At 35.3% G+C, this 19,896-nt stretch carries 21 protein-coding genes and 1 other RNA gene; 11 read left to right on the top strand and 11 right to left on the bottom strand.

Translation table 11 applies throughout. The features are described 5' to 3' along the window. Nucleotides 1-50: 50 nt before the first annotated feature. The gene (locus tag HAW63_01395; GenBank protein MBE8162627.1) at nucleotides 51-1,289 is read left to right on the top strand and encodes a VWA domain-containing protein; all 1,239 of its coding nucleotides are present in this window, start codon (nucleotides 51-53) and stop codon (nucleotides 1,287-1,289) included. Here the strand turns inward: HAW63_01395 and HAW63_01390 are convergent. The 7 genes from HAW63_01390 to HAW63_01360 all read right to left on the bottom strand — a co-directional run bounded on the left by HAW63_01390 (nucleotide 1,286) and on the right by HAW63_01360 (nucleotide 6,102). Continuing rightward, complete coding sequence (locus tag HAW63_01390; GenBank protein ID MBE8162626.1) at nucleotides 1,286-1,873, bottom strand: gliding-motility protein MglA; 588 nt, start codon at nucleotides 1,871-1,873, stop codon at nucleotides 1,286-1,288. The genes HAW63_01395 and HAW63_01390 overlap by 4 nt on opposite strands. Before the next feature lie 70 nt (nucleotides 1,874-1,943). Beyond that, nucleotides 1,944-2,564 carry a recombination protein RecR gene (gene recR, locus HAW63_01385; protein ID MBE8162625.1) on the bottom strand — a complete coding sequence of 207 codons (621 nt, stop codon included), beginning with the start codon at nucleotides 2,562-2,564 and terminating at the stop codon, nucleotides 1,944-1,946. A gap of 5 nt (nucleotides 2,565-2,569) precedes the next feature. Further along, entirely contained in the window at nucleotides 2,570-2,881 is a 312-nt protein-coding gene (locus HAW63_01380; GenBank protein ID MBE8162624.1) for a YbaB/EbfC family nucleoid-associated protein, read from the bottom strand. Nucleotides 2,882-2,913: 32 nt separating this feature from the next. Continuing rightward, the gene (gene dnaX / locus HAW63_01375; GenBank protein ID MBE8162623.1) at nucleotides 2,914-4,587 is read right to left on the bottom strand and encodes a DNA polymerase III subunit gamma/tau; all 1,674 of its coding nucleotides are present in this window, start codon (nucleotides 4,585-4,587) and stop codon (nucleotides 2,914-2,916) included. Nucleotides 4,588-4,622: 35 nt separating this feature from the next. Beyond that, nucleotides 4,623-4,719: signal recognition particle sRNA small type (gene ffs, locus HAW63_01370), an RNA gene on the bottom strand. Nucleotides 4,720-4,777: 58 nt separating this feature from the next. After that, complete coding sequence (locus HAW63_01365; GenBank protein ID MBE8162622.1) at nucleotides 4,778-5,449, bottom strand: hypothetical protein; 672 nt, start codon at nucleotides 5,447-5,449, stop codon at nucleotides 4,778-4,780. Between the two features lie 5 nt (nucleotides 5,450-5,454). Beyond that, nucleotides 5,455-6,102, bottom strand: a complete 648-nt coding sequence (locus HAW63_01360; GenBank protein MBE8162621.1) for a hypothetical protein — start codon at nucleotides 6,100-6,102, stop codon at nucleotides 5,455-5,457. Between the two features lie 147 nt (nucleotides 6,103-6,249). Here HAW63_01360 and HAW63_01355 point away from each other — a divergent pair, with 147 nt between their 5' ends. After that, nucleotides 6,250-7,491: a zinc carboxypeptidase gene (locus HAW63_01355; protein MBE8162620.1), complete on the top strand. Its 1,242-nt coding sequence runs from the start codon at nucleotides 6,250-6,252 to the stop codon at nucleotides 7,489-7,491. Nucleotides 7,492-7,651: 160 nt separating this feature from the next. Beyond that, the gene (locus HAW63_01350) at nucleotides 7,652-8,242 is read left to right on the top strand and encodes a hypothetical protein (protein MBE8162619.1); all 591 of its coding nucleotides are present in this window, start codon (nucleotides 7,652-7,654) and stop codon (nucleotides 8,240-8,242) included. Nucleotides 8,243-8,261: 19 nt separating this feature from the next. Here HAW63_01350 and HAW63_01345 read toward each other — a convergent pair whose 3' ends face one another. After that, nucleotides 8,262-9,992 (bottom strand): aromatic amino acid hydroxylase, encoded by a 1,731-nt coding sequence (locus HAW63_01345; GenBank protein ID MBE8162618.1) that lies wholly within the window; start codon nucleotides 9,990-9,992, stop codon nucleotides 8,262-8,264. 1 nt (nucleotide 9,993) lies between these two features. Next, nucleotides 9,994-10,941: a sodium:calcium antiporter gene (locus HAW63_01340; protein MBE8162617.1), complete on the bottom strand. Its 948-nt coding sequence runs from the start codon at nucleotides 10,939-10,941 to the stop codon at nucleotides 9,994-9,996. Between the two features lie 254 nt (nucleotides 10,942-11,195). Between HAW63_01340 and HAW63_01335 the strand changes: the two genes are divergently transcribed. From HAW63_01335 to HAW63_01325, 3 genes are read left to right on the top strand one after another with little or no spacing between them, the layout of a single operon-like run. Beyond that, a complete protein-coding gene (locus HAW63_01335) occupies nucleotides 11,196-11,576 on the top strand; it encodes a TraR/DksA family transcriptional regulator (protein ID MBE8162616.1) in 381 nt (126 codons plus the stop codon). 41 nt (nucleotides 11,577-11,617) lie between these two features. Continuing rightward, nucleotides 11,618-12,538: a protoheme IX farnesyltransferase gene (locus HAW63_01330; protein MBE8162615.1), complete on the top strand. Its 921-nt coding sequence runs from the start codon at nucleotides 11,618-11,620 to the stop codon at nucleotides 12,536-12,538. Further along, nucleotides 12,535-13,509 (top strand): heme A synthase, encoded by a 975-nt coding sequence (locus HAW63_01325; GenBank protein MBE8162614.1) that lies wholly within the window; start codon nucleotides 12,535-12,537, stop codon nucleotides 13,507-13,509. Before HAW63_01330 ends, HAW63_01325 begins: the two co-directional genes overlap by 4 nt. A 4-nt stretch (nucleotides 13,510-13,513) precedes the next feature. On the opposite strand, the gene maiA is transcribed toward HAW63_01325, so the two are convergent. Then, nucleotides 13,514-14,152, bottom strand: a complete 639-nt coding sequence (gene maiA, locus HAW63_01320) for a maleylacetoacetate isomerase (GenBank protein ID MBE8162613.1) — start codon at nucleotides 14,150-14,152, stop codon at nucleotides 13,514-13,516. 129 nt (nucleotides 14,153-14,281) lie between these two features. Between maiA and HAW63_01315 the strand changes: the two genes are divergently transcribed. Then, nucleotides 14,282-15,259: a 2-keto-4-pentenoate hydratase gene (locus HAW63_01315; protein ID MBE8162612.1), complete on the top strand. Its 978-nt coding sequence runs from the start codon at nucleotides 14,282-14,284 to the stop codon at nucleotides 15,257-15,259. 29 nt (nucleotides 15,260-15,288) lie between these two features. Here the strand turns inward: HAW63_01315 and HAW63_01310 are convergent, their stop codons facing one another. Beyond that, nucleotides 15,289-16,278, bottom strand: a complete 990-nt coding sequence (locus tag HAW63_01310; GenBank protein MBE8162611.1) for a hypothetical protein — start codon at nucleotides 16,276-16,278, stop codon at nucleotides 15,289-15,291. A 253-nt stretch (nucleotides 16,279-16,531) separates the two neighbouring features. Between HAW63_01310 and HAW63_01305 the strand changes: the two genes are divergently transcribed. The 4 genes from HAW63_01305 (at nucleotide 16,532) to HAW63_01290 (ending at nucleotide 19,878) form a co-directional block, all read left to right on the top strand. Beyond that, complete coding sequence (locus tag HAW63_01305) at nucleotides 16,532-17,173, top strand: epoxyqueuosine reductase QueH (GenBank protein ID MBE8162610.1); 642 nt, start codon at nucleotides 16,532-16,534, stop codon at nucleotides 17,171-17,173. Nucleotides 17,174-17,320: 147 nt separating this feature from the next. Beyond that, nucleotides 17,321-17,833 carry a hypothetical protein gene (locus HAW63_01300; protein ID MBE8162609.1) on the top strand — a complete coding sequence of 171 codons (513 nt, stop codon included), beginning with the start codon at nucleotides 17,321-17,323 and terminating at the stop codon, nucleotides 17,831-17,833. Nucleotides 17,834-18,017: 184 nt separating this feature from the next. Beyond that, nucleotides 18,018-18,368, top strand: a complete 351-nt coding sequence (locus HAW63_01295; protein MBE8162608.1) for a hypothetical protein — start codon at nucleotides 18,018-18,020, stop codon at nucleotides 18,366-18,368. Between the two features lie 31 nt (nucleotides 18,369-18,399). Beyond that, the gene (locus HAW63_01290) at nucleotides 18,400-19,878 is read left to right on the top strand and encodes a HAMP domain-containing histidine kinase (GenBank protein MBE8162607.1); all 1,479 of its coding nucleotides are present in this window, start codon (nucleotides 18,400-18,402) and stop codon (nucleotides 19,876-19,878) included. The last annotated feature ends 18 nt before the right edge of the window (nucleotides 19,879-19,896 follow it).

The following is a 19,896-nucleotide window of genomic DNA, read 5'->3' as shown; positions in this document are numbered from 1 at the left end:
ATGAAAGAGAAAGTATTTAGTTAAAAAAATATTTAAACCATGGGTCAATTATGTGGGGACAGTTTTTTAAAGCGCTAGTATTAATGGGCTTTTCTTTTGGTGTATATGTTGGTTGCAGTGAGGTTAACTTTGAAGAAGGCGTGGGGCCTGTTTGTTCTCAATTGCGTAGGGCTCATGGTTCGCCTGCCTGTAAGCACACTGATGACGGATATCAAAAGTTTTCTTATCCCACAACAATTTTAGGTAGAGTAGATTTATTATTTGTTGTAGATAATTCGGGCTCTATGTCGGCAGAGCAAAGAAATATGGCCAAGAATTTTACTCGATTTTTAGCAGACTTAGAGAGCTTAGGCAGAGAAAGTATTTCGTATCAAATTGGTATAATCACCACAGATGTTACTCGCAACGCAGGAAAATTATTAACCTTTGGAAATAAAAATAATATTATTAGTAACGACGCTTCTAACCCTTATTATGCTGAAAATGCGGGGGCTTTGTTTCAAGAGACTATTCAGCGACAAGAAACTCTAGACTGTGAGAGCAGCGGTTTTAATCCTGCAAAATGTCCTTCGGGAAAAGAAAGTGGTATTAAAGCGGTAAATTCTTTTTTAGACAAAGGCTATAATTATTTTTTTAGAGACCATTCATTCTTTTCGATTATTATTATTTCTGACGAAGATGAAAACTCTAGAGGAAAAAATTTAAAGGAATATAATTTGCCAGAAACTTTAGTGTCTAAAGTTGGTTTACAGGTAAGCCCTAATAAAGCGTTTAGTGTAAATGCTATTGTGGTAATGCCAGACGACAGTAAAGGCGCTAAATGTTTAGAGGAACAAAATGCCTTGTGTGGAAAATATTACCGCAAAAATTCTCTCAGAGAACCCGTAAAAGAATGTAGTTTAAAAGAAATTATTAAAGACAAAAATTGTTACAGAGCTCCTTGCGCACACCCTGCTAACACCTATGCAAAGTTAGTAGAACCAACAGAAAAGTTAAAAAAAGGCACGGGTCTGTCGCCTGGAATAATGAGCGATATTTGTGCTTCTCAGTACTATTCACCAATAGGACTGGGGCTGATTGCCCGTTCCCTAAAAACTTACCGCGAACAATTGCCTTTGTATTGCGTCCCTGTCGATTCTAAAATAGAGGTGTCTTTGGCATCAAAGACCAATAGGTATAAACCTTATAGTGGGAAGGTTACGCGTCATGGAAAAACACTTAAATTTACTCCAGAATTACCCAGAGGGACAGAGGTTCAGCTAGCTTACAAATGCTTGCGCAGTATTTAACTTTTGGATTGAATTTGCGCCAGTATAAGTTGAGAAATGCCTTTAAAAGTATTTAAAACTCCCTCTCCCTTTATAGCTTTGGCTAAAAAATCTTTATTTTGGTTGCGGTTAAGGCTTAACCGCATTTCGTTAATATCTAAAGCATTAGGGCTGTCTGTTTTGTTATATTGAAATACAAAGGGCATGTTTTTAATGTTGTAACCAAGGCTTGAAAGAATGCCTTGAATATCTTTTAAAGAATCCATATTATTATTTTTTTGTTCGGGCAAGCAATCAGCAACAAACACAATTCCATCTACTCCATTTAAAATAATTTTTCTATTTTGTTTTAAATACAATTCGCCAGGCACGCTATATAAATGAAACTTTACATTAATCCCTTGAACTTTGCCTAAAGCCAGGGGAAGAAAATCGAAAAATAAAGTGCGTTCTATGTCAAAAGGTAATTGTATTACCTCGTTAGATTGTTGGCTTTGTAAGTTATGGTATATCCATTGTAAGTTGGTAGTTTTACCTGCACAAGAAGGCCCGCAGTATACAATTTTGCAAGTAATTTCATTAGCAACATAATTAATAAAAGACATATTTTATTAAAGCGTACTTTGTTTTTAAAAAGCAAGGCTTTGGTACTAAATCTATTCTTTAAGGTAGATTTTAAGAAATATCTATTCGGTTTTCTAAGGCCTTGGCTAAGGTTCGATAGCTAATGTATTCAATATCCCCTCCCACAGGGACTCCATGGGCAAGCTGAGTAATTTTAACATTAGGGTAATTGCGAAGTTGTTTAGAGATATATAAAATACTGGTATCTCCTTCAAGGTCAGGGTCTAAGGCAAAGATAATTTCTGTAATAGGTAGTTGGGTGGTTAATGATTGCTCTATCCTTTTAAAAAGTTCTGCAATTTTTAAATCATCTACCCCAATGCCGTCTAAAGGAGAAAGGCTGCCGTGTAAAACATGATACCTTCCATTGTAAACACCAGCGGATTCTATTTTTTGAATACCAGAGGGGTCTTCAACAACGCAAAGGCTTTGGGGGTTGCGCTTTGGGCTGGAGCAAGTGTAGCAAATTGTTTCTTGCTCTGTAAAATCAAAGCACTTTGAACATAAACGAACATTGGCTTTAATATTTTGTAAAGACTGTATTAGAGGAGGAATATTTTTAGAAGAATTTTTTAAAATAAAGTAAGCCAGCCTTTGTGCAGTTTTAACACCAATGCCAGGAAGTTTACAAAGTTCGTTAATAAGGTTTTGTAGCGAAGGAATGTGTTGCATAAATATTAAAACAAACCAGGCATAGCTCCGCCAGTAACTTGGTTCATTTGTGTTTCCGAATCTTTTTTTGCAGCTTTAATAGCCTCGTTGCTGGCAATAATAATTAAATCTTGTAGCGTTTCGCTGTCGGCATCTTTAAATAGCTCGTCTTGAATGCTAATTTTAGATAATAAATATTCGCCCGAAACACTAACGCAAACGGCATCGCCCCCGGCCTTAGCAGAATAGGTTTTTTGTTTTAATTCTTCTTGAATTTTTTTCATGCGACTTTGCATTTGATTGGCTTGCTTAAGCATTTGTTGCATGCCACCGGCCATATTTTTAGAACCTTTCATTTTTTATCCTTAGTTTAATTTTTTATTTTTTTTATGCTTTTAACATTAATCCCAAGCTCTTTTTTAATTTGTTGAACTAAATCATTTTGGTCAACTTTATTTTGTAACTCTGTGGTTTCGGCTTCCTCTTGTTGCTGTATTTGGCCACTAAGGCTTTTTTGATGTTCTGTGGCATAGCTTAAAAAAAACTCTAAATCATAGTCGCGATTCCAAAAGGTTTTAATATAATTTTTTAATTTTTTCGTAAAGTTTTTATCAGAAAATTCTTCTAGTAAAAATTCATGGCTTTTTGGAACTCCAATTTTAATAATTTTATTTTCTACGGTTTGTAAAAAAGTATGCGATAGCTTGCTGCTAAGGGGAGGGTTAATGCTGGCAATTTTTTTAACTAACGAAGTCCAATAATAAGCAAAATCGGGCTGTTCGCTAAAAGAGTTAGTTGGGGCCGAAGCCATGGTTGCGTTTTTATTTTTATCAAGAGTTTGCGTGCTATTTTTTACAGCAGAGGCTTTAGGCCCTGCTGTATTTAGGGCAGCAAAAGATTTTGTTTGTGTTGCGCCTACTGTTGTTGAAAAGTTTTCTAAATTATGAATTTGATAAGGCAGCTTTAATAAAAAAAACTCTAAAATCATAAAGGGGTCAGGCATTTTAGAGCAGTCTTCGTAAGCGTTTAACGCCTCTTTAAAAAGAAAATATATTTGTTTATGAGACAATTTTTTTGCAACGCCACTTAAGTGCTCTTGGTCATTTACGCTTAAGGGAATAAGATTTTCTACATTGCTGGGGCAGGTTTTTATTAAAAGCAAGTGTCTAATTTCTTCTATAAGCTCTCCTAAAAACACTTTAGGGTCTACGCTAGATTGAGATAAATTTTCAATAAGACTTTTCGATTTTTCTACCTCGGCGGTTACAAACACTTCTAAGCTAAGATTTAGCAACTCTCTTGGGGTGAGCCCTAAAATTTGAATACTTTTTTCTAAGGACAAGGTTTTTCCGCTAAAGGTTATTACTTGGTCTAATAAACTTTGGCTATCTCTCATAGAACCTTCGCCATGTTTTGCAATTAAAAATAAACTTTGTTTATCGGGAGTTATGTTTTCTTGCTTACAAATGTTTTCTAAGTGTTGGCTAATAACAGAAATAGAAATGCGTCGAAAATCAAATCTTTGGCAGCGAGACAGCACAGTGTCGGGAATTTTTTGCACTTCTGTGGTGGCTAAAATAAAAATAACATGGGGGGGAGGTTCTTCTAAAGTTTTTAATAAAGCGTTAAACGCACTATTAGAAAGCATATGTACTTCGTCTATAATGTAGAGCTTATAGGTTCCTGAAGAGGGCATATACTTTATGGTTTCTCTTATTTCTCTAATAGCATCTACACCATTGTTAGAGGCGCCATCTATTTCTAAAACATCTAAAGATTGCCCAGCAGTAATTTTTAAGCATTGGTCGCAAGCGTTACAAGGTTCTGCTTTAGACAGTTTGCTATTGTTTTCGCAGCGTAAAGTTTTTGCTAAAATGCGAGAGGCAGAGGTTTTGCCTGTTCCTCGCGGACCAGTAAATAAAAAAGCATGAGAAAGCCTTTTGTTGGTAATGGCATTTTTTAAAGTTTGGCTAATATGTTCTTGGCCTAACAGTTGATCAAAATTAAGGGGGCGCCATTTACGCGCAATCACTTCATAAGCCACTTATACCTTTTTCATTATTTTTTTATTGCAAAATAAGCGATCGAGCTACCCATAGCACATAGAATTTTTACTACCCTTGCTTTCTTTCGAACCTGGGGGATTCACAAACTCCCTATTGTATGGGACCCGACCACTAGTTTTATAGCACTATTCTCTATGACTCGCAACAGCCCCAAGCGGGAGCTTGTAATTAAGAGATAGTGTTTTTTAAGGGTTTTTTGTGACCATTATTGTTAGTCAGTTTGTCTACATCTGCAATATTATCTGTAAATTTTTGAACCAAGTTTTGAAGGTCAAAGTGGTTAAGTAAGGTGGAGTTAAGGGTGGAGTTAAGTTTAAAAGAAAGGCTGTCGCCTTGAATAGTAAATCGAGAAGCTAAAAAAAGTGGCGAACAAAAACCATGATAATTAACAGTGGGGCAAGAGGATGTAAAATCTAAAAAAGGAGCAATGCTAGCTAAAAACCAATTGGAGGTTAAAGGTTCAGACACTGCGGCTTTTTCATTAACGGCAATGTGGTCACTTTTTAGTGCTTCTTTTGTAAATGTGGCAATTCCTTTATCGTGTTGGTAGTTGATAATGGAGTGATTAAGTTCTATGTGAGGATTTTTTACAGGATAAGTGCAAATTAAAGAATCTATTTCTTTGGGCTTTCCATTTTCTATTCTTAATCGAAAGTTTGGAATTTCCCATTGCGCTTTAGACAAAGCATAAAGAAAAAAATGTACAGGCTTTATTTTTCGTTCCTTCACTTTAGGAATAAAATTAAACATACATATATCTACGGTAGTAGACATTACTACATACTCTGCAGTTTTAGCAAAGTTAAACCAAGGCATAGAGTTTTTAGTAAAGTGAGGCATAGCAGTTATTTATTTTGAGAGACCCATTGGGTAAGATTATTTTGTAGGCTATCTATAAATTGTGCGCTATGCAGGCCATCAACCAAACCATGATGAGTGCGAATAGTTAAACTAAACGATGTGCAATGGGTTTGTTGTGCTATTTTCCCTAGAGTGAACAAAGGTGTAGAGATATCCTTAGTATTACGAACAGGGCTTAAAGCAGAGGTAATGTTTAAGCGGGGCATGGCAACCACCTCTATTAAAGGGCTTTTAATATTTTGTTTTGTTTGAATATGCTCTGCCTTAGCGGCTTTATCTTCTTGCTCTTTAGCCTCCACAAGAAAATTATTTAAATGATTTTGGTAAGGAATGTAGCAAAAATTAATTTGGGTTAAGGGGCTTTGCACTAAATACGAACAGGTAACAGAATCTACCTCCATAAGAGTGCCAGCTTTTTCTCTTAAGCGAAACTGGGGAATATGCAAAGAAGTTTTAGCAAGATAAAACATTAAAAAGAGAGAAGGGTTTATTTGCTTTTTATTTAAAAGGGAAAGTAGTTCTTTAGGGGCTTTAACAGTAAAAGTTAAGCATAGCTGTGGTAGCTGAAATTCACTAAAAAAAGAAAAAAGGGGAAGGCGAGTTTTGGCAACAGAGGATGTTTCTTTTAACATTTTTTGAAATTAACACTATTTTTTATTACAAGCAAATATTTGCGCTTAATAAAGGTCTAGGCCAATAGTCCAGTTTGCAAGGCTTTGTTTGTAGGGCGGGTTTTTACTTTATAGCATTGGGCGTGCACTACAATCATGGAGGGTTTTATGTTGCGTACTTTTTTTGTGTTTTTTATAATGGTTTTTTTTAGCGCTAATCTTTTGATAAAAGCTAATCAGGGGCCTTATTTTGATAATGGGCAACGCCATACCGTAAAATTTTTAGCAAAAACGAAACAGCAAAGAAATGAAATTGCAAATTTTGTGCATCCCGACAGCTTAGAGGGAGACTATATATACAGTGTAGTTAGCCCTTATGATCTTAAGCAGGTTAAAAAGCATTTATCAAAATATATTGTATCTACTAAAACATGGAATTTAACACAGTTTTTTCCTCCTATAGATTTTGGAGACCAATTTCCTTCTGGCGATGAAAGATATCACACTTATAAAGAGGTGGTAACAGAGCTTGATGCATTGGCAAAACAATTTCCTGATATTTCTAGTCGTTTTTCTTTAGGGACTACGGTAGCAGGAAGAGAGATTCCAGGAATTAGAATCACCGCAAAAAAATCATCAAACCAATCATTGCCAGGAATTTTTTTTGTTGGAGCCCATCATGCTAGAGAACATTTGTCTGTAGAAATTCCCATGATGACATTAAAAACCTTGTTAGAAAATTATTCTAAAGACGAAAAAATTAAACAGTTGATAGACACTAGAGATATTTATTTTGTACCCATGTTAAATGCCGATGGTTCTATGTATGATATTGAGGGGCGAAATTATAAGTATTGGAGAAAAAACAGAAGTTTAAATCCCAGAGGAAGCTTTGGGGTAGACCTTAATCGCAATTATCCTTTTGGTTGGGGGACGGGTGGTTCTTCTAAAGAAGAGGGTAGTGATGTATTTATGGGCCCTAAACCCTTGTCAGAGCCAGAAACCGTGGCGGTTAAAAATTTTGTAGAAGGGCATAAAAACATTACTATTTTACTTTCTTTTCATACCTTTTCAGAATTAATTTTGTACCCATGGGGAGGGAAAGATGCTCAGGTGGGAGGCCGTGATCAAAAAGTTTTTGAAACCATGGCACAAACCATGGCTAAGTGGAACAATTATAAGCCCATGAAGGCTTCTGATCTTTATGTTGCCTCGGGAGACACTTGCGATTGGGCTTATGGAGAACATGGTATTTTTTGTTTTACCTTTGAGCTTTCTCCAAAACAAAGTGCAGGGAGAGGTGGTTTTTACCCTGGCGCGGGAGTCATCGATAAAGTGTATAAAGCAAACATTAAGCCTATTTTATATTTAATCGAACAAGCCGGAAACCCTTACGGAGTTTTAAATTAAGTAAGAGGGACAGACCCTTGAAATAATTACAAACTCTTTTTTACGCAAGCCCTATTGGTAAAATTTTGTTAAAGTCTTACCAATGCGTATAGTCTTTATTGTTGTCTATTTTTTTTGTACCTCCATTTATGCTAGAACTCCAGGCTTAAAGACTTTCCCTATGCGGTCTTCGCAGCAATTGATCACTTATTATTTACAACCTATAAATAACCCTGCAATAGAAAGTACCAAACAAAACCCTGCAATAGAAAACACCAAACAAAATTTTTTAGTTGTAGAATGTATAAGTGCCAGTAAAAAAGCAAAACCACATTGCCAAGTATTTAGCTCGACTACTTTTTCTTTGTCTCAGTTGGAGGTGTTAGCAGTGAACTTAGAAAAATGGGATAATTATTATTTAGGCTTAGATGTGGGAGTTTTTGTAGGCCTAATTTTTAAAAAAATTAGACGCTGGGCTTGGAAGAACCCTGTTGGGCGAGTGGTGGCCTTACTAGCCTTAATAGGTGAGGTTAATGACTTTATTATACAAGGCAAACAAGGCGTGGCTTATGCCGTGATAAATAAAATTGACCAAAAGCAGATAGAGTTAAAAGAGTTAGAGCAATCTCCCTTATCCTTGGTGATAAAAGAACCGCTACAAAAGGCTAAGACAAAAAACAGCGAAAGATTGTTGCCTAACAAGCGTTGGGTTTTTTTAAAAGGTTTTACAAAGCCATTCATTCAACGATTATTAGCTATACTAAATAATTAGGTGTAAATAATTAGCGGTGTTAAACGGTGTTCAGCCCTCTTTTTAAGCAACGGCTATCATGAGTGTTTAACTCTAAATGTTTTAACAAAGAAAGCACATCACTTTGCACAGGGCTGTTGCTCCAAACGCTAAGCTCATAAAGTTCTAATAAAACAAGCCAATGTAGTTTTTGATTTTTTATTTTTGCAAAAAGGGCATCAATATTTTTTGTAACCGTGTTTTTTTGCAAAAAAGATTGTCGTATATGTTGCAATTCTTCATATAGCAAAAAGCGGTTTTGCTGTTCAATGCTGGGCTTTGCCTTAGCAATACATTGTGGTTGAGTTTTTACATCCACATTGTAAGTCGCGGTATCGGCGGGGCCAGAAAACACAGAAACAATTTTTGTTCCCACAGCAAGATCAAAGGCGCCCCATGTAGGGTCAAATAATATTTGCTCTTTGTACTTTACACAACAGTTTTCAAAACTAATTAATAACAATTGAGAGCCTTTAAATAAAAGGTCAGTAATAGTACCGGTTAATTGTATATTGGAGTCAAAAGCTAGCAAAACTTTTTGGCCCACTTTTATATTTAACTCTTTTAATTCTTTGGAGGAGGCTTTTGCTAAGTCAATATTTTTAACAGTGCCTAAGGGAGTGCTATAACCAGTGGCGTGATAGTTTTTACTATGGCCTTTTAACTCTTTGTTTTTATAAGCCAATTGAGTGGGCCCCTCTAGTTTAAAAAAAATAGCACTGTGATTGCTTTCAGCTAAGCCCGTGGTTTTGCAGTTAATGCTGTTAGTTAATTTTCCAGAAATTTGTAACCCAGAATTTAACTCTATAGTATTTACTAGTTTTGATGATTGGGCTTTGTTAAGGGCATAGTCGCCTCCAACATTACAAGCCAGAGTTTTGGAAAATTCATTTAAAGTGTTGTGTAAATTTTTAAAATCTTTAGCAACAAATAACTGAGGTTGTGGTTTTGTAATATCATAGTTGTAGTTTATGCAATCTATGGATAAAGGAATTTTTTTTACCGCAGGTTTTAAGCAATCTTCGGACTCTAGTATAGAAGACAGCAAGCCTGCCCCTAAAACAGTGGGCTTATTTATATCTCCAAATAAAGCGTATTCGGCAGTCCACCAATTCATTCTTCCTAGGTATGCGGCCTCAGAAGTAAAGCTTAGCTTTTCGCCGGCCTGTTTTAAAGCTAACTCGGCTTTTTGTATTTGTTTTTCTGTGCTGTCTTTTCGTTCTTTTAAATCGCTAAGGTCTCTAATTTTTTCGTATAAGTTTAAATCTTCCCAACTTAATAAAGCTTTTTTAGCCACACCGGCATAACTTTTTAAATAGGCCGAATAATCGGAGCAAGCCAAAAAGGGGGCGTGCCCTGCAGCTTCATGAATAATATCTGGAGAGGGGGTGTATAAAATATGTTCTACGCTTCTAATTTCTGCAGCAATAGGCAAAATAGAATAAGACTGCAACTCCATAAAAACCGATGGCGGAATAAACCCGCTAACAGGACAAGCTTGCCAACCTATTTTTTGTAGAGCTTGGTTTATGTTACTAATACTGGGTATTTTTTCTACAGTAATTCCTGTTTTGCGCAGCCCCTCTAAATAAAAAGGATGAGCATGAGTTTTTAAAAAAGCGGTGAGTTGTCTTAGTGTAAATCTCCAAACGGCGTGATCTTCGGGAGTATAGGCCGAGGTTTCTTGTGTAATAATATAGGGTTTTAAGTGGAGGGGGATGTTAAGCTTCATATTATAATCTCCACGCTATAAAGCTAATATATAAACATAAGTAAATAATTCCAGTTATGCGAGAAATGGAAGTTTTGTATAACATCGTAAAAAGCAATAATACGGCGGCTAAAATAGAAACTAGTAGATCTGTTAGGTGTGTGATGTTTTTTGTGGGAGCGATGGGGTGAATAAGGCTTACTCCTCCAAGAACAGCTAGTAGGTTAAATAAGTTAGAACCCACAATACCACCAATGGCGATGCTAGAGTGTTTTTTATAAATAGCTACTATAGAGGTTATTAGCTCGGGCAACCCGGTGGCCACGCCCACTAGGGTAAGGCCAATAAAACTTTCACTCCACCCCAGCCACCGAGCCAAAATAATACTGTGGTTAATGGCTAATCTAGACCCCATAATCAGCAAGACAATTCCTAAAGCAATATAACCAAGCTCTATAAATATAGAAGGTAACTTAAAAGCTGTGCTGACTACTTTTTTACTTTTTAAAGCCGTATATAATAAACTGCTTATTAGTATTAAAAGTAAAATGCCTCCCTCTACTTGAGTAATAATATAGTGGTTAGGGGAGGGGGATTTAAAAAATAAATTTTTATTTAAAAAAAGCATAAGCACAACGCCAGAAAATATTAACAATACTAATTCTTTTACATACTCTAAGGGGCGGGTGTTAATGGGGCGTAAAAGGGAGCTTATTCCCAGTATGCCAAGAATATTAAAAATGTTAGAGCCTAAAACATTAGACAGTGCAATGTCTGGGCTAGTGTAGGTGGCTTTTAAACTGCTAAAAAACTCTGGTGCCGAGGTGCATATAGAGATAATAACTAGCCCCACTATAATATGGGGAATGTTGTAACGAGCAGAAAGGCTTAGGCAACCCTCAAGCAGTCTTTCTGCCCCTAAGGCTAACAAAGCAAAACCAAGTAACAGCAATAAAAGACTAATAACCATAAGAACGAAGATACTCTTTTTAGCAGAGAGGCCGCAAGCTTAATAAGCAAAAATAATAAGGACATTTTGGAGGGGCAAATGCAATAAGCGTAGCTTATGCTACTGCGTAGTTAATTTTATATAAAGCGGGCTAAACTAGACCTTAGTACTGATTTTAGTGTAACTTTCTTGTTTTAGCTATTGAAAGTTTTACAAATCTTCGGTTTAAGTATGTAACAAGCAAGCGAAACAACTTTAAGTTCAAGGAGGCTATTATGGCTGCATTATCTAAGAAGTTTATCACTGAATGTAAAAAACAGCTTTTGCTATTAAAAGCAGAGGGTCTAAATAGAGTAAATAGTGCCAAAGCTCAATTGGGCTATGCAGATTCTAGGGGAGGCGACATTGCCGACCAAACTGTAAAGGTACTTGCCGAAGAAGAATTTTTAAGAATGAGCACTCGCTTAAGATTGCGGTTACAAGAAATTGAATATGCCTTAGCTAGAATTGATTCGGGCGCTTATGGTTTGTGTGAAGAAACCGAAGAGGCTATAGAGAAAGAGCGATTACTAGCTATCCCATGGGCCCGCTTAAGTTTAGAAGGTGCTGAGCTTAGAGAATCCATGAACCGTCAGCGAATACCTGTTAACCACTAAATTATTATTGTCTTTTTATAAGAGCTGTGTCACTAAGGCACATGCTTTGTTTAAAAGATTTTTTAGTTTTAAGTAAATTTCGTATTGTTGTTTTTGTTTTAATTAGTGCGCTTTTAGCCTATGTCTGTGCCACTCCTGTAGGGGCGGAAATAAATTTTGGCACAATGCTTTTGTTTTTTATAGCTTTGTATTTATTTTCTTCAGGAATTTTTATACTAAACCAAGTTCAAGAAGTACACATAGATGCTAAAATGCTTCGTACCAGCCAAAGACCCTTGGTGTTAAAAACGGTTTCGGTTCCTTGGGCTTTGTCTTTATCTATTTTTTTAACCAGTATATCTTTTTTTTTATTTTTTCTTATAAATAAAGAAGTTCTAGTGTTGGCAGTAATCGGTTTATTATTGTACAACGGATTTTATACCTTGTGGTGGAAAAAAAAATGGGCGTTTGCCGCCGTCCCTGGAGCTATTCCGGGAGCAATGCCTGTATGTTTGGCTTATGTAGCGGGAGGGGGAGCTTTATTTTCTTCAGAGCTATATTATTTATTTTTAATTATGTTTTTATGGCAAATGCCTCACTTTTGGTATTTGGCTTTACATTATAAAGAAGATTACTCTCGAGGAAACATTCCTGTTTTGCCAGTAATTTACGGAGACAAAACCACTTTATACCAAATGGGAATTTATACATTTATATATATAGGCTTGGCGTTGTTGGCTCCCGTTTACATTCCTTCTCGTTATTTTTACTTATTATTAGTTATACCCGTTTCTTTTAAACTACTTTACGAATTTTTTCATTTTTTTTCTATGTGTTTAAAAAACGAATGGAAAATTAATAAGGCAACAGGAAAGCGGCAATTAGCTCCTTTTTTTATGTGGATTAATATTAGTCTTTTAGTTTTTTTAGCAGCGCCTGTGTTGGATAAATTACTTTTTTATTTTACAGCAAGGGCTCAATGACAAAATCATTCATAACAGCATACAAAATACTTTGTTTTGGTATTTTATTTTTAGTAACCTTAGGGGCAAGTGTTAGAGTAATGAATGCAGGATTAGCTTGTCCTGACTGGCCACTGTGTTTTGGGCAAATTATCCCCGACTACCATCCGCAAGTGTATTTTGAATTTTTGCATCGTGCTTTAGCAGGGGTTATTAGTTTGGTGAGTTTTTATTTAAACATAAGGTTGTTGGCTTCAAAAACCGTTTCTTTAAAAATCAAAACCATAGTGTATTTTATTTTTATAGTATTGCTGGCTCAAATTATATTAGGAGGGTTAACCGTCTTGATGGATTTACACGCCTATGTGGTGCTAGCACACCTTAGCTTAGGAACTAGCTTCTTATCTTTATCTTTTTGGATTTATTTTTTATTAAGCAAAGACTCTATTTTTTCTAAATTTTTATTACAAAATTCTAGTTTAGTAAAAAAAATAAAGACTACGCAAAGTATAGAGAAAAAAGAACCTTTACCGCTTGCTATAATTTTGCAAAAAAAAATAAAGTGCATTAAAAATCTTTCTTGGGTGGTTTTGTTTGTGGTTGGAGTGCAAATTATATTGGGTGGCTTAGTGGCCTCCCACTATGCCGCTTTAGTTTGTACAGACTTCCCTTTATGCCAAGGGCAATTTATACCTACCTTTAAAGGGATTATAGGTTTACAAGTTATTCATCGCTTAGGGGCTTATGTTACCGTATTGATAATTGGGTTTTTTCTTTTTAAAGCAAAGCCTATTATAAAAAGTTCGCTTATAGGTTATATTGCTTTATGTATTTTTGCACAATTTAGCTTGGGTGTGGCCAATGTTTTGTTATACACACCTCCCCTGTTAGCAGTGCTGCATTTAGCGGTAGGGGCCAGTTTGTTTTTACTAGTTTTTCGCTTTGCCTTTGAGCTGCAAAGTTTAGTTTTAAAAAAGCAACCCTTACAATAGTATTTTATCCAGGAAAGTCTACCTGTTGATTGGGGTGAGCATTAGCAAATGCTTCTATGTTTTTTGTATTGCTTTCTATTTTTTTTAAACAAGGAAAATCATTTAGATCTATATTATATCTATAAGCAGCATAAAGTTGAGGAACAATAAACACATCGGCCAAACTAACGGTGTTACCTAAGGCAAATTGATTAGACTTTGTTTGAAGTTTTTTTTCTAAGGCCACAAAGCCTTTTTTAATCCAAAATGGACACCACAAAGCCGCTTCTTCTTCGGATTTAAAATTCTTTTGCACTTTTTGTAGAACAGATAAATTTTGCAAAGGTTGGATGCCAGAGTTAATAATTTCACAAATTTGTAACACATAGGCTTTGTCTAAGGGAGGGGTGGGTAATAATTGGGGCTTGGGCTGTATGTCTTCTAAATATTGCGCAATGGCCATAGATTGTGTAATTACCTGCTGGTTATGCACAAGGCTGGGCACCTGCTGCAAGCTATTTATTTTTGTGTATTCTGCAGACCGGTGTTCGCCGTTATTATTGATTAAGTGCACAGGCACATACTTGTAATCTATTTTTTTGTAATTTAAGATTATTCGTACCCGGTATGATGCAGAGCTTCTGTAGTAGTTATATAAAGTCATAAAACGAGCTTATAACGAACTCTCTGTTTTGACAAAGCTTTGGCAATAATTATTATATTTTTATAAGCAAATATTTGCTTAACAACTTTATTAAAGAGATACTTAAGCATAAGCACTTAGGAGGGCAATGTGAAATTAGCAACAAAGAAATCTAACTCTAAAGACGGTACATTAATTGTTGTCAGCAAAGATAATAAAAAAGCCATAGAGGCCACCGGCATTGCCGCTAGTTTGCGTGAAGCCATGGAGGACTGGGCAAACATTAAACCGCAGTTAGAAGTTTTGTATAAAAAGCTAAATGAAGGCGAGTTAACAAATAGTTTTGTTGTTGATAAACAAAGCCTACATTCCCCCATGCCACGCACTTTTCAGTGGGCCGATGGTTCGGCTTTTATTCATCACATTAAATTAGTAAGGCAGGCTCGAGGAGCCGCGTTGCCAGAAACTTTAGCCACAGTACCTTTAATGTATCAAGGCGGAGGCGACAATTTTATTGCTCCCACAGAGGACATTTTACAAATAGACCCTAGCCATGGAACTGACTTTGAAGGAGAGGTGGGTGTTATTGTTAATGATGTACCCATGGGCATTACTCCTCAAGAGGCTTTAAACCATATTCAATTAATTGTCTTAATTAATGATGTGTCTTTAAGAGGATTAATCCCCAATGAGTTAAAGGCTGGGTTTGGGTTTTTTCATGGCAAGCCGTCGAGCTCATTTGCACCCTTTGCTTTAACCCCTAGCGAACTGGGTTCGGCATGGAAAGAGGGGCGAGTGCACTTGCCCTTACTTGTAGAATACAACGGAGAGTTTTTTGGTAAGGCAAATGCTTCGGCTATGCATTTTCACTTTGGAGAGCTAATTGCCCATGCTGCAAAAACCAGAAATTTAACAGCAGGAACAATTATAGGCAGCGGCACAGTGTCTAACGAAGACATGGCTATGGGAAGCAGCTGTTTGGCAGAAAAAAGAATGTTAGAAAAAATTCATGAGGGAGTTATTAAAACGGCCTTTATGAATAACGGTGACCAGATAAAAATAGAGATGAAAAATGAAGCGGGAGAAAACTTATTTGGTACGATTAACCAAAAAGTGAGAAAAATTTAGGCCACCTTTTGGTGACCTAAATAAGATACTTACTTTGCGTTTGTTTTGTTTTGTTGTTCTTGTAGTTCGATTAAGCTTTTTTTAAATTCTTCCCTAACATCGTTTTGCATTTTTGCTGCTTCTGACTGTGTTAGGTTTAAAATAACATTAGCTAAAGTGGTAATATTTAAAAAAGACACTCCTCCCCAGTTAGTCACTTGAGAAACTCCTACGCCCATAGCTTTTCCAGCCATTACAAAAGGAAAATAATTTGCATATTTATTTATAATTGTACCCGATTTAAAGTACTTTCCAGCAATAGCTAGGTTTCCTAAAACATTAGCTCTAGACACTGCTGCACCTATTCCAAAAAAATCTTTGGCTGCATGTAACTTGTGATTAGGGTCAAAAATAAGACCAACACCAAAGCGAGATTGGCCAATGCTCATTCCCTTTTTCTTTCCAGCGCCAATGGCAGGGTTGATAGCTATTTCGAAATCAAAGTTAGAAGCGTCGGACAATAAAGTTTCTTCAATAATTTTTCCTGTTTCTTTATCCCATACTGTTCGGCACTGAGGCACGATAATTACAGCTAAATTAGCAGAAGCTCCTATGCTTTTAAAAGCTCCAAAATTTTTTGCTCCACCTAAAAATACCAAATAGCCTCTTGGTGAATAAGCTTTTTCTGTAAGGTCTAGTGTTGAGCTGTTACCATCTTGCATTGTGGCAACCCAGCTATCTATGTACGAAAGAAAGTGATTAAGACGGTTGCGGTTTGTTGTTGCAATTTGCATTTCTGCTAAAATAGTGTCTTTGCTATTTCCTGCTGGAAATAAACTTCCTTTTAATTCTGAGGTTACAGCACTTAATGCCTTAAAGCCCACTTGAAATATTTTCTTTTGATTTTCTGTTTGATGACATCTAGTAACATATTCGATTTTTTTAAAATCGGATTTAATATATGTACCGTCTATAGCGTATGCCTGAAAAGTCATTAATGAGCTAAGCAATAGACTTATGATTAACATAGATTTCTTCATTTTTCTCTCCTTATGTTTACAGAATACATTTGTTCTGTAGTTTTGTTTTAAGATAGTGTTTAGGCTAGCTTATTTATTTGTTTAAACTAAAGCACCCAGCTTTTTAGCTGACAATTGTAAACAAAATAATTGAATTTTTTATACTATTAAATTGTATTTTTTTCTAATATAAGATAGCTATCTATGTATAAAGCAAGCCTTTGCTGGAGGGGAAAAGCCTTTCTTAAGGGCTTGGGTAACAGAGGTATTAAGTATGACTTATAGTATTGATCGTCCAAGCTTAAAGCTTCCTGCAGACAATATTTTATTACACTCTTGTTGTGCCCCTTGTGTGGGGGAGTTGATGGAGGGGATTTTAGAGGCGGGAGGAAAGATGACAATCTTTTTTTACAACCCTAATATTCACCCCAAAAAAGAGTATGAAATTAGAAAAGAAGAAAATATTAGGTTCGCTAAAAAGCTAGGCATACCTTTTGTAGATGGAGATTACGACTCCCAAAACTGGTTTCAAAAAACCAAGGGGTTAGAGGCCGAGCCAGAACGCGGGCTTCGCTGTAGTGTGTGCTTTGATATGCGTTTTGAAAAAACGGCTCAATATGCTGTGGCTAATGGTTTTAGCGTATATACCTCATCTTTATCTATCTCTAGATGGAAAGATTATAACCAAATTAATGATTCTGGGCATCGTGTAGCTGCCAAATATGAAGGTTTAAGTTTTTGGGACTTTAATTGGAGAAAAAAAGGGGGAGCGCAAAGAATGTTAGAAATTTCTAAAAAAGAAAATTTTTATAAACAAGAGTATTGTGGCTGCTCTTATTCTTTGCGAGACACTAATCAGTGGCGAACCAGTAAGGGGCGGGACAAGGTTGTTATTGGCAAAGAATATTACAAGTAAGCCGATAAACCTATTTATTTCTTAAGGCATTTTTGTAACCCGTGTTGCATTTTAGCATGTAGTTTGCGCAAGGGCTAAAGTCTTGAAAAATTTGTAGTGATTTTTCAATAAGTTGCTATTTATTTGTTTTTTTATTAGACTAAGGGCATGAAAAAGTCGCTTGCTATGTTGCTAACTATAGTTAGCTTTAGTTTAGTTTCCTGTGGCGAATCTAAACAATTGTTAAAAATGCAGGTTAGCCCCATAAGCCCTTTTGTTTTGGATCAAGATTTTACAGAAGACAAAAAGGTTTATAAAGCTAACTGGATATCTTTTAAATTTCAAATAAAAAACGAACATAGCCAAAAAATTACTATTGCGGGGCTTCGATTTACGGTTACTAATAATAGCTCTAAAGCAGAAAAAGTTTTTAATATTGGAGTAGGTCAAATTCTTACTGAAGAAGGTATAAAGGTTAAAGAGATATTTCCAAACGAATTATTGGCAAAAAGCAATGAAGAGGCTAGAGAAATATATTTAGATGGGCTGCCTAAAGAAGAGAATGTACAGAATGCTAATTATAGTTATAGCGTAAAAGTAGAGGTTCGAGGCTGGATAGGCACAGCCACAGAACCCGTCGGCAGGTTATCTGCTACTTACTTTTTCAACACACTCCAATAAATATTGGACTTTACCTAGCCTTAAGCGTTTAGACCTTTAAAGGGAAAAGGGCTTGTATAGTTTTTTGACACTGTTTTAATCCCTTAATCTTTTTAGCTTTTTTACTAATTCCTCCCAAGGTCGAGAAAAACTATACTCTGTTTTTTGTCCATTTTGTGTCAGTATATTTTTACAAAGGAGAAACATGCAATACTTTATATACATGCTAGAACACAGAAACGCAGTAATGAAAAAATTTTCAGAAATGAGTAAACAATTTTTAAATCAGCCAAGGTTACAAAAAAACTTTGAAGTGTTTTCGAAAAGCAGAAGAACGCTGTTAGAAGAATTGGTTCAAGTTTGTCAAATGGCAAAAAGCCTTTCTAAAACACAAATGGGTATGTACGAAGGTTTTGAAAAAGAACAACTAAAAAATGTTTTTCAAAAAAGTGATTTGCTATGGCACGATATTTATCACAGCGAAGAACGAATAGTATCTTTGTTAGAAGAAAAAGAAGCAAACGATGCTCAACCATTAGAAAAAAAACTAGCTTAATTTAAATTTTGTTTGTTATATATTTCTTTATATGAACACCAGATCGGCAGACTTAAAAGCTATATTTCATTTAGAAAGCTACGAAGACTTTTTACAATATTTTGTAAAGAAGTTGCTAAAGAAAAAAAATACACAGGCATATTTGCTGTATACAGATTTTAAATGGAATACAAATTTAATTTATTTTCAAAATAAAAAAATACATACAGAAATGTATTTAGATAAAAAATTTTCTTTCTCTAAAAATATACAAATAAAAAACGATAGTATCAATGGCGTTTTTAACTTGGCTAACCAAAGTGTTTGGTCTGATAATTATGGGCAGTTATTAAGAGATTTTTTAAAAAGGCCGGTATTACCTTTAGTGGTTATACCCTTTTTATCTCCCTCTTGTGTTTTGTGCCTAGAAGACTCCGAAGGTGAGCTGGCGCAAAGCAACACACAAAACAATTTTTTTGTGTATCACGATTGTTTGTCTAAAAGTTTGTTGCAAATTCAAGAACAAAATAAATTAGCATTTTTTAGTTTTTTATGGGAGCAATCTTTCGAAAAAAATATGGACCCTATGTTGATAGAAAACTCTGACTCTGTTCTTATAAAAGAAAACGAAATTTTTAAAACCTCTTTGTTACAAAGCTATTATTTAAAAAAAGTTTTAAAACAAAAGGAAGAAGAAGTTGCAGGAAAAAAGTATCAAGAAGCGGCAGTTATTAAATTAGAAGACCATATTTACGAACCTTCTTACTATAATATTAAAACAACAGACAATGATTGGGTGCGGTTTTGTCACTACAAAGACATTAGTAAAATTTTACTTTTAAGAGAAGATTTATTACAAAGAAAAAAAATGGAAGCTTTGGGAGGCTTGGCCAATCAATTATCTAACCAGCTTAATAATCCATTGGCGGGTATTAGAGGGCTGGTTCAAATTTTACAACCATTAGTTGCAAAAAACAAAAAGCTATTAGACAGCTTAAATGAAGTAGAGTCAGAAACTTGGCGTTGCCGCTCTATTATAGAAAATTTAAAAAACTTTTCTAATAAAAACAACAGCATTGAAGTTTTTGATTTAAATCAATTGGTGATAGATGTTATTGCTTTGTCTAAGGTGGCTTTGTCTCGATCGGCATATTTAGTTAATTTAGAAAAAAATATTTTAAACATTAAAGGGTCTAGACAGCTTATACAGCAAGTTATTTTTAATATTATTATTAATGCCATTCAGGCTATTAGCGCAGGGGATAAAATTACCATTAGTTCTTTTAAAAAAGGCAAGTCGGCAATTTTAGAAATTAAAGATTATGGAAAGGGCATGAGCAAGCATATACAGTCACAAATTTTTACTCCATTTTTTACTACAAAAAAAAACCAAGGAACAGGTTTAGGCCTAAGTATGAGTTTAAATATAATGAAAAAATTTTTAGGAACAATAACGGTAGATTCTGTTGAGGGAAAATACACGGCTTTTTTTCTAAGTTTTCCATTAGTCGACGGGGAAAGTAAAGGTTAAAACATATTTTAAAAGGTT

Source organism: Pseudobdellovibrionaceae bacterium, from assembly GCA_015163855.1.
In the GTDB taxonomy this organism is placed as follows: Bacteria; Bdellovibrionota; Bdellovibrionia; order Bdellovibrionales; family UBA1609; genus JAAOIH01.
The sequence above is the reverse complement of the archived record's forward strand: the minus strand, read 5'-3'. Positions and strand labels throughout refer to the sequence as shown.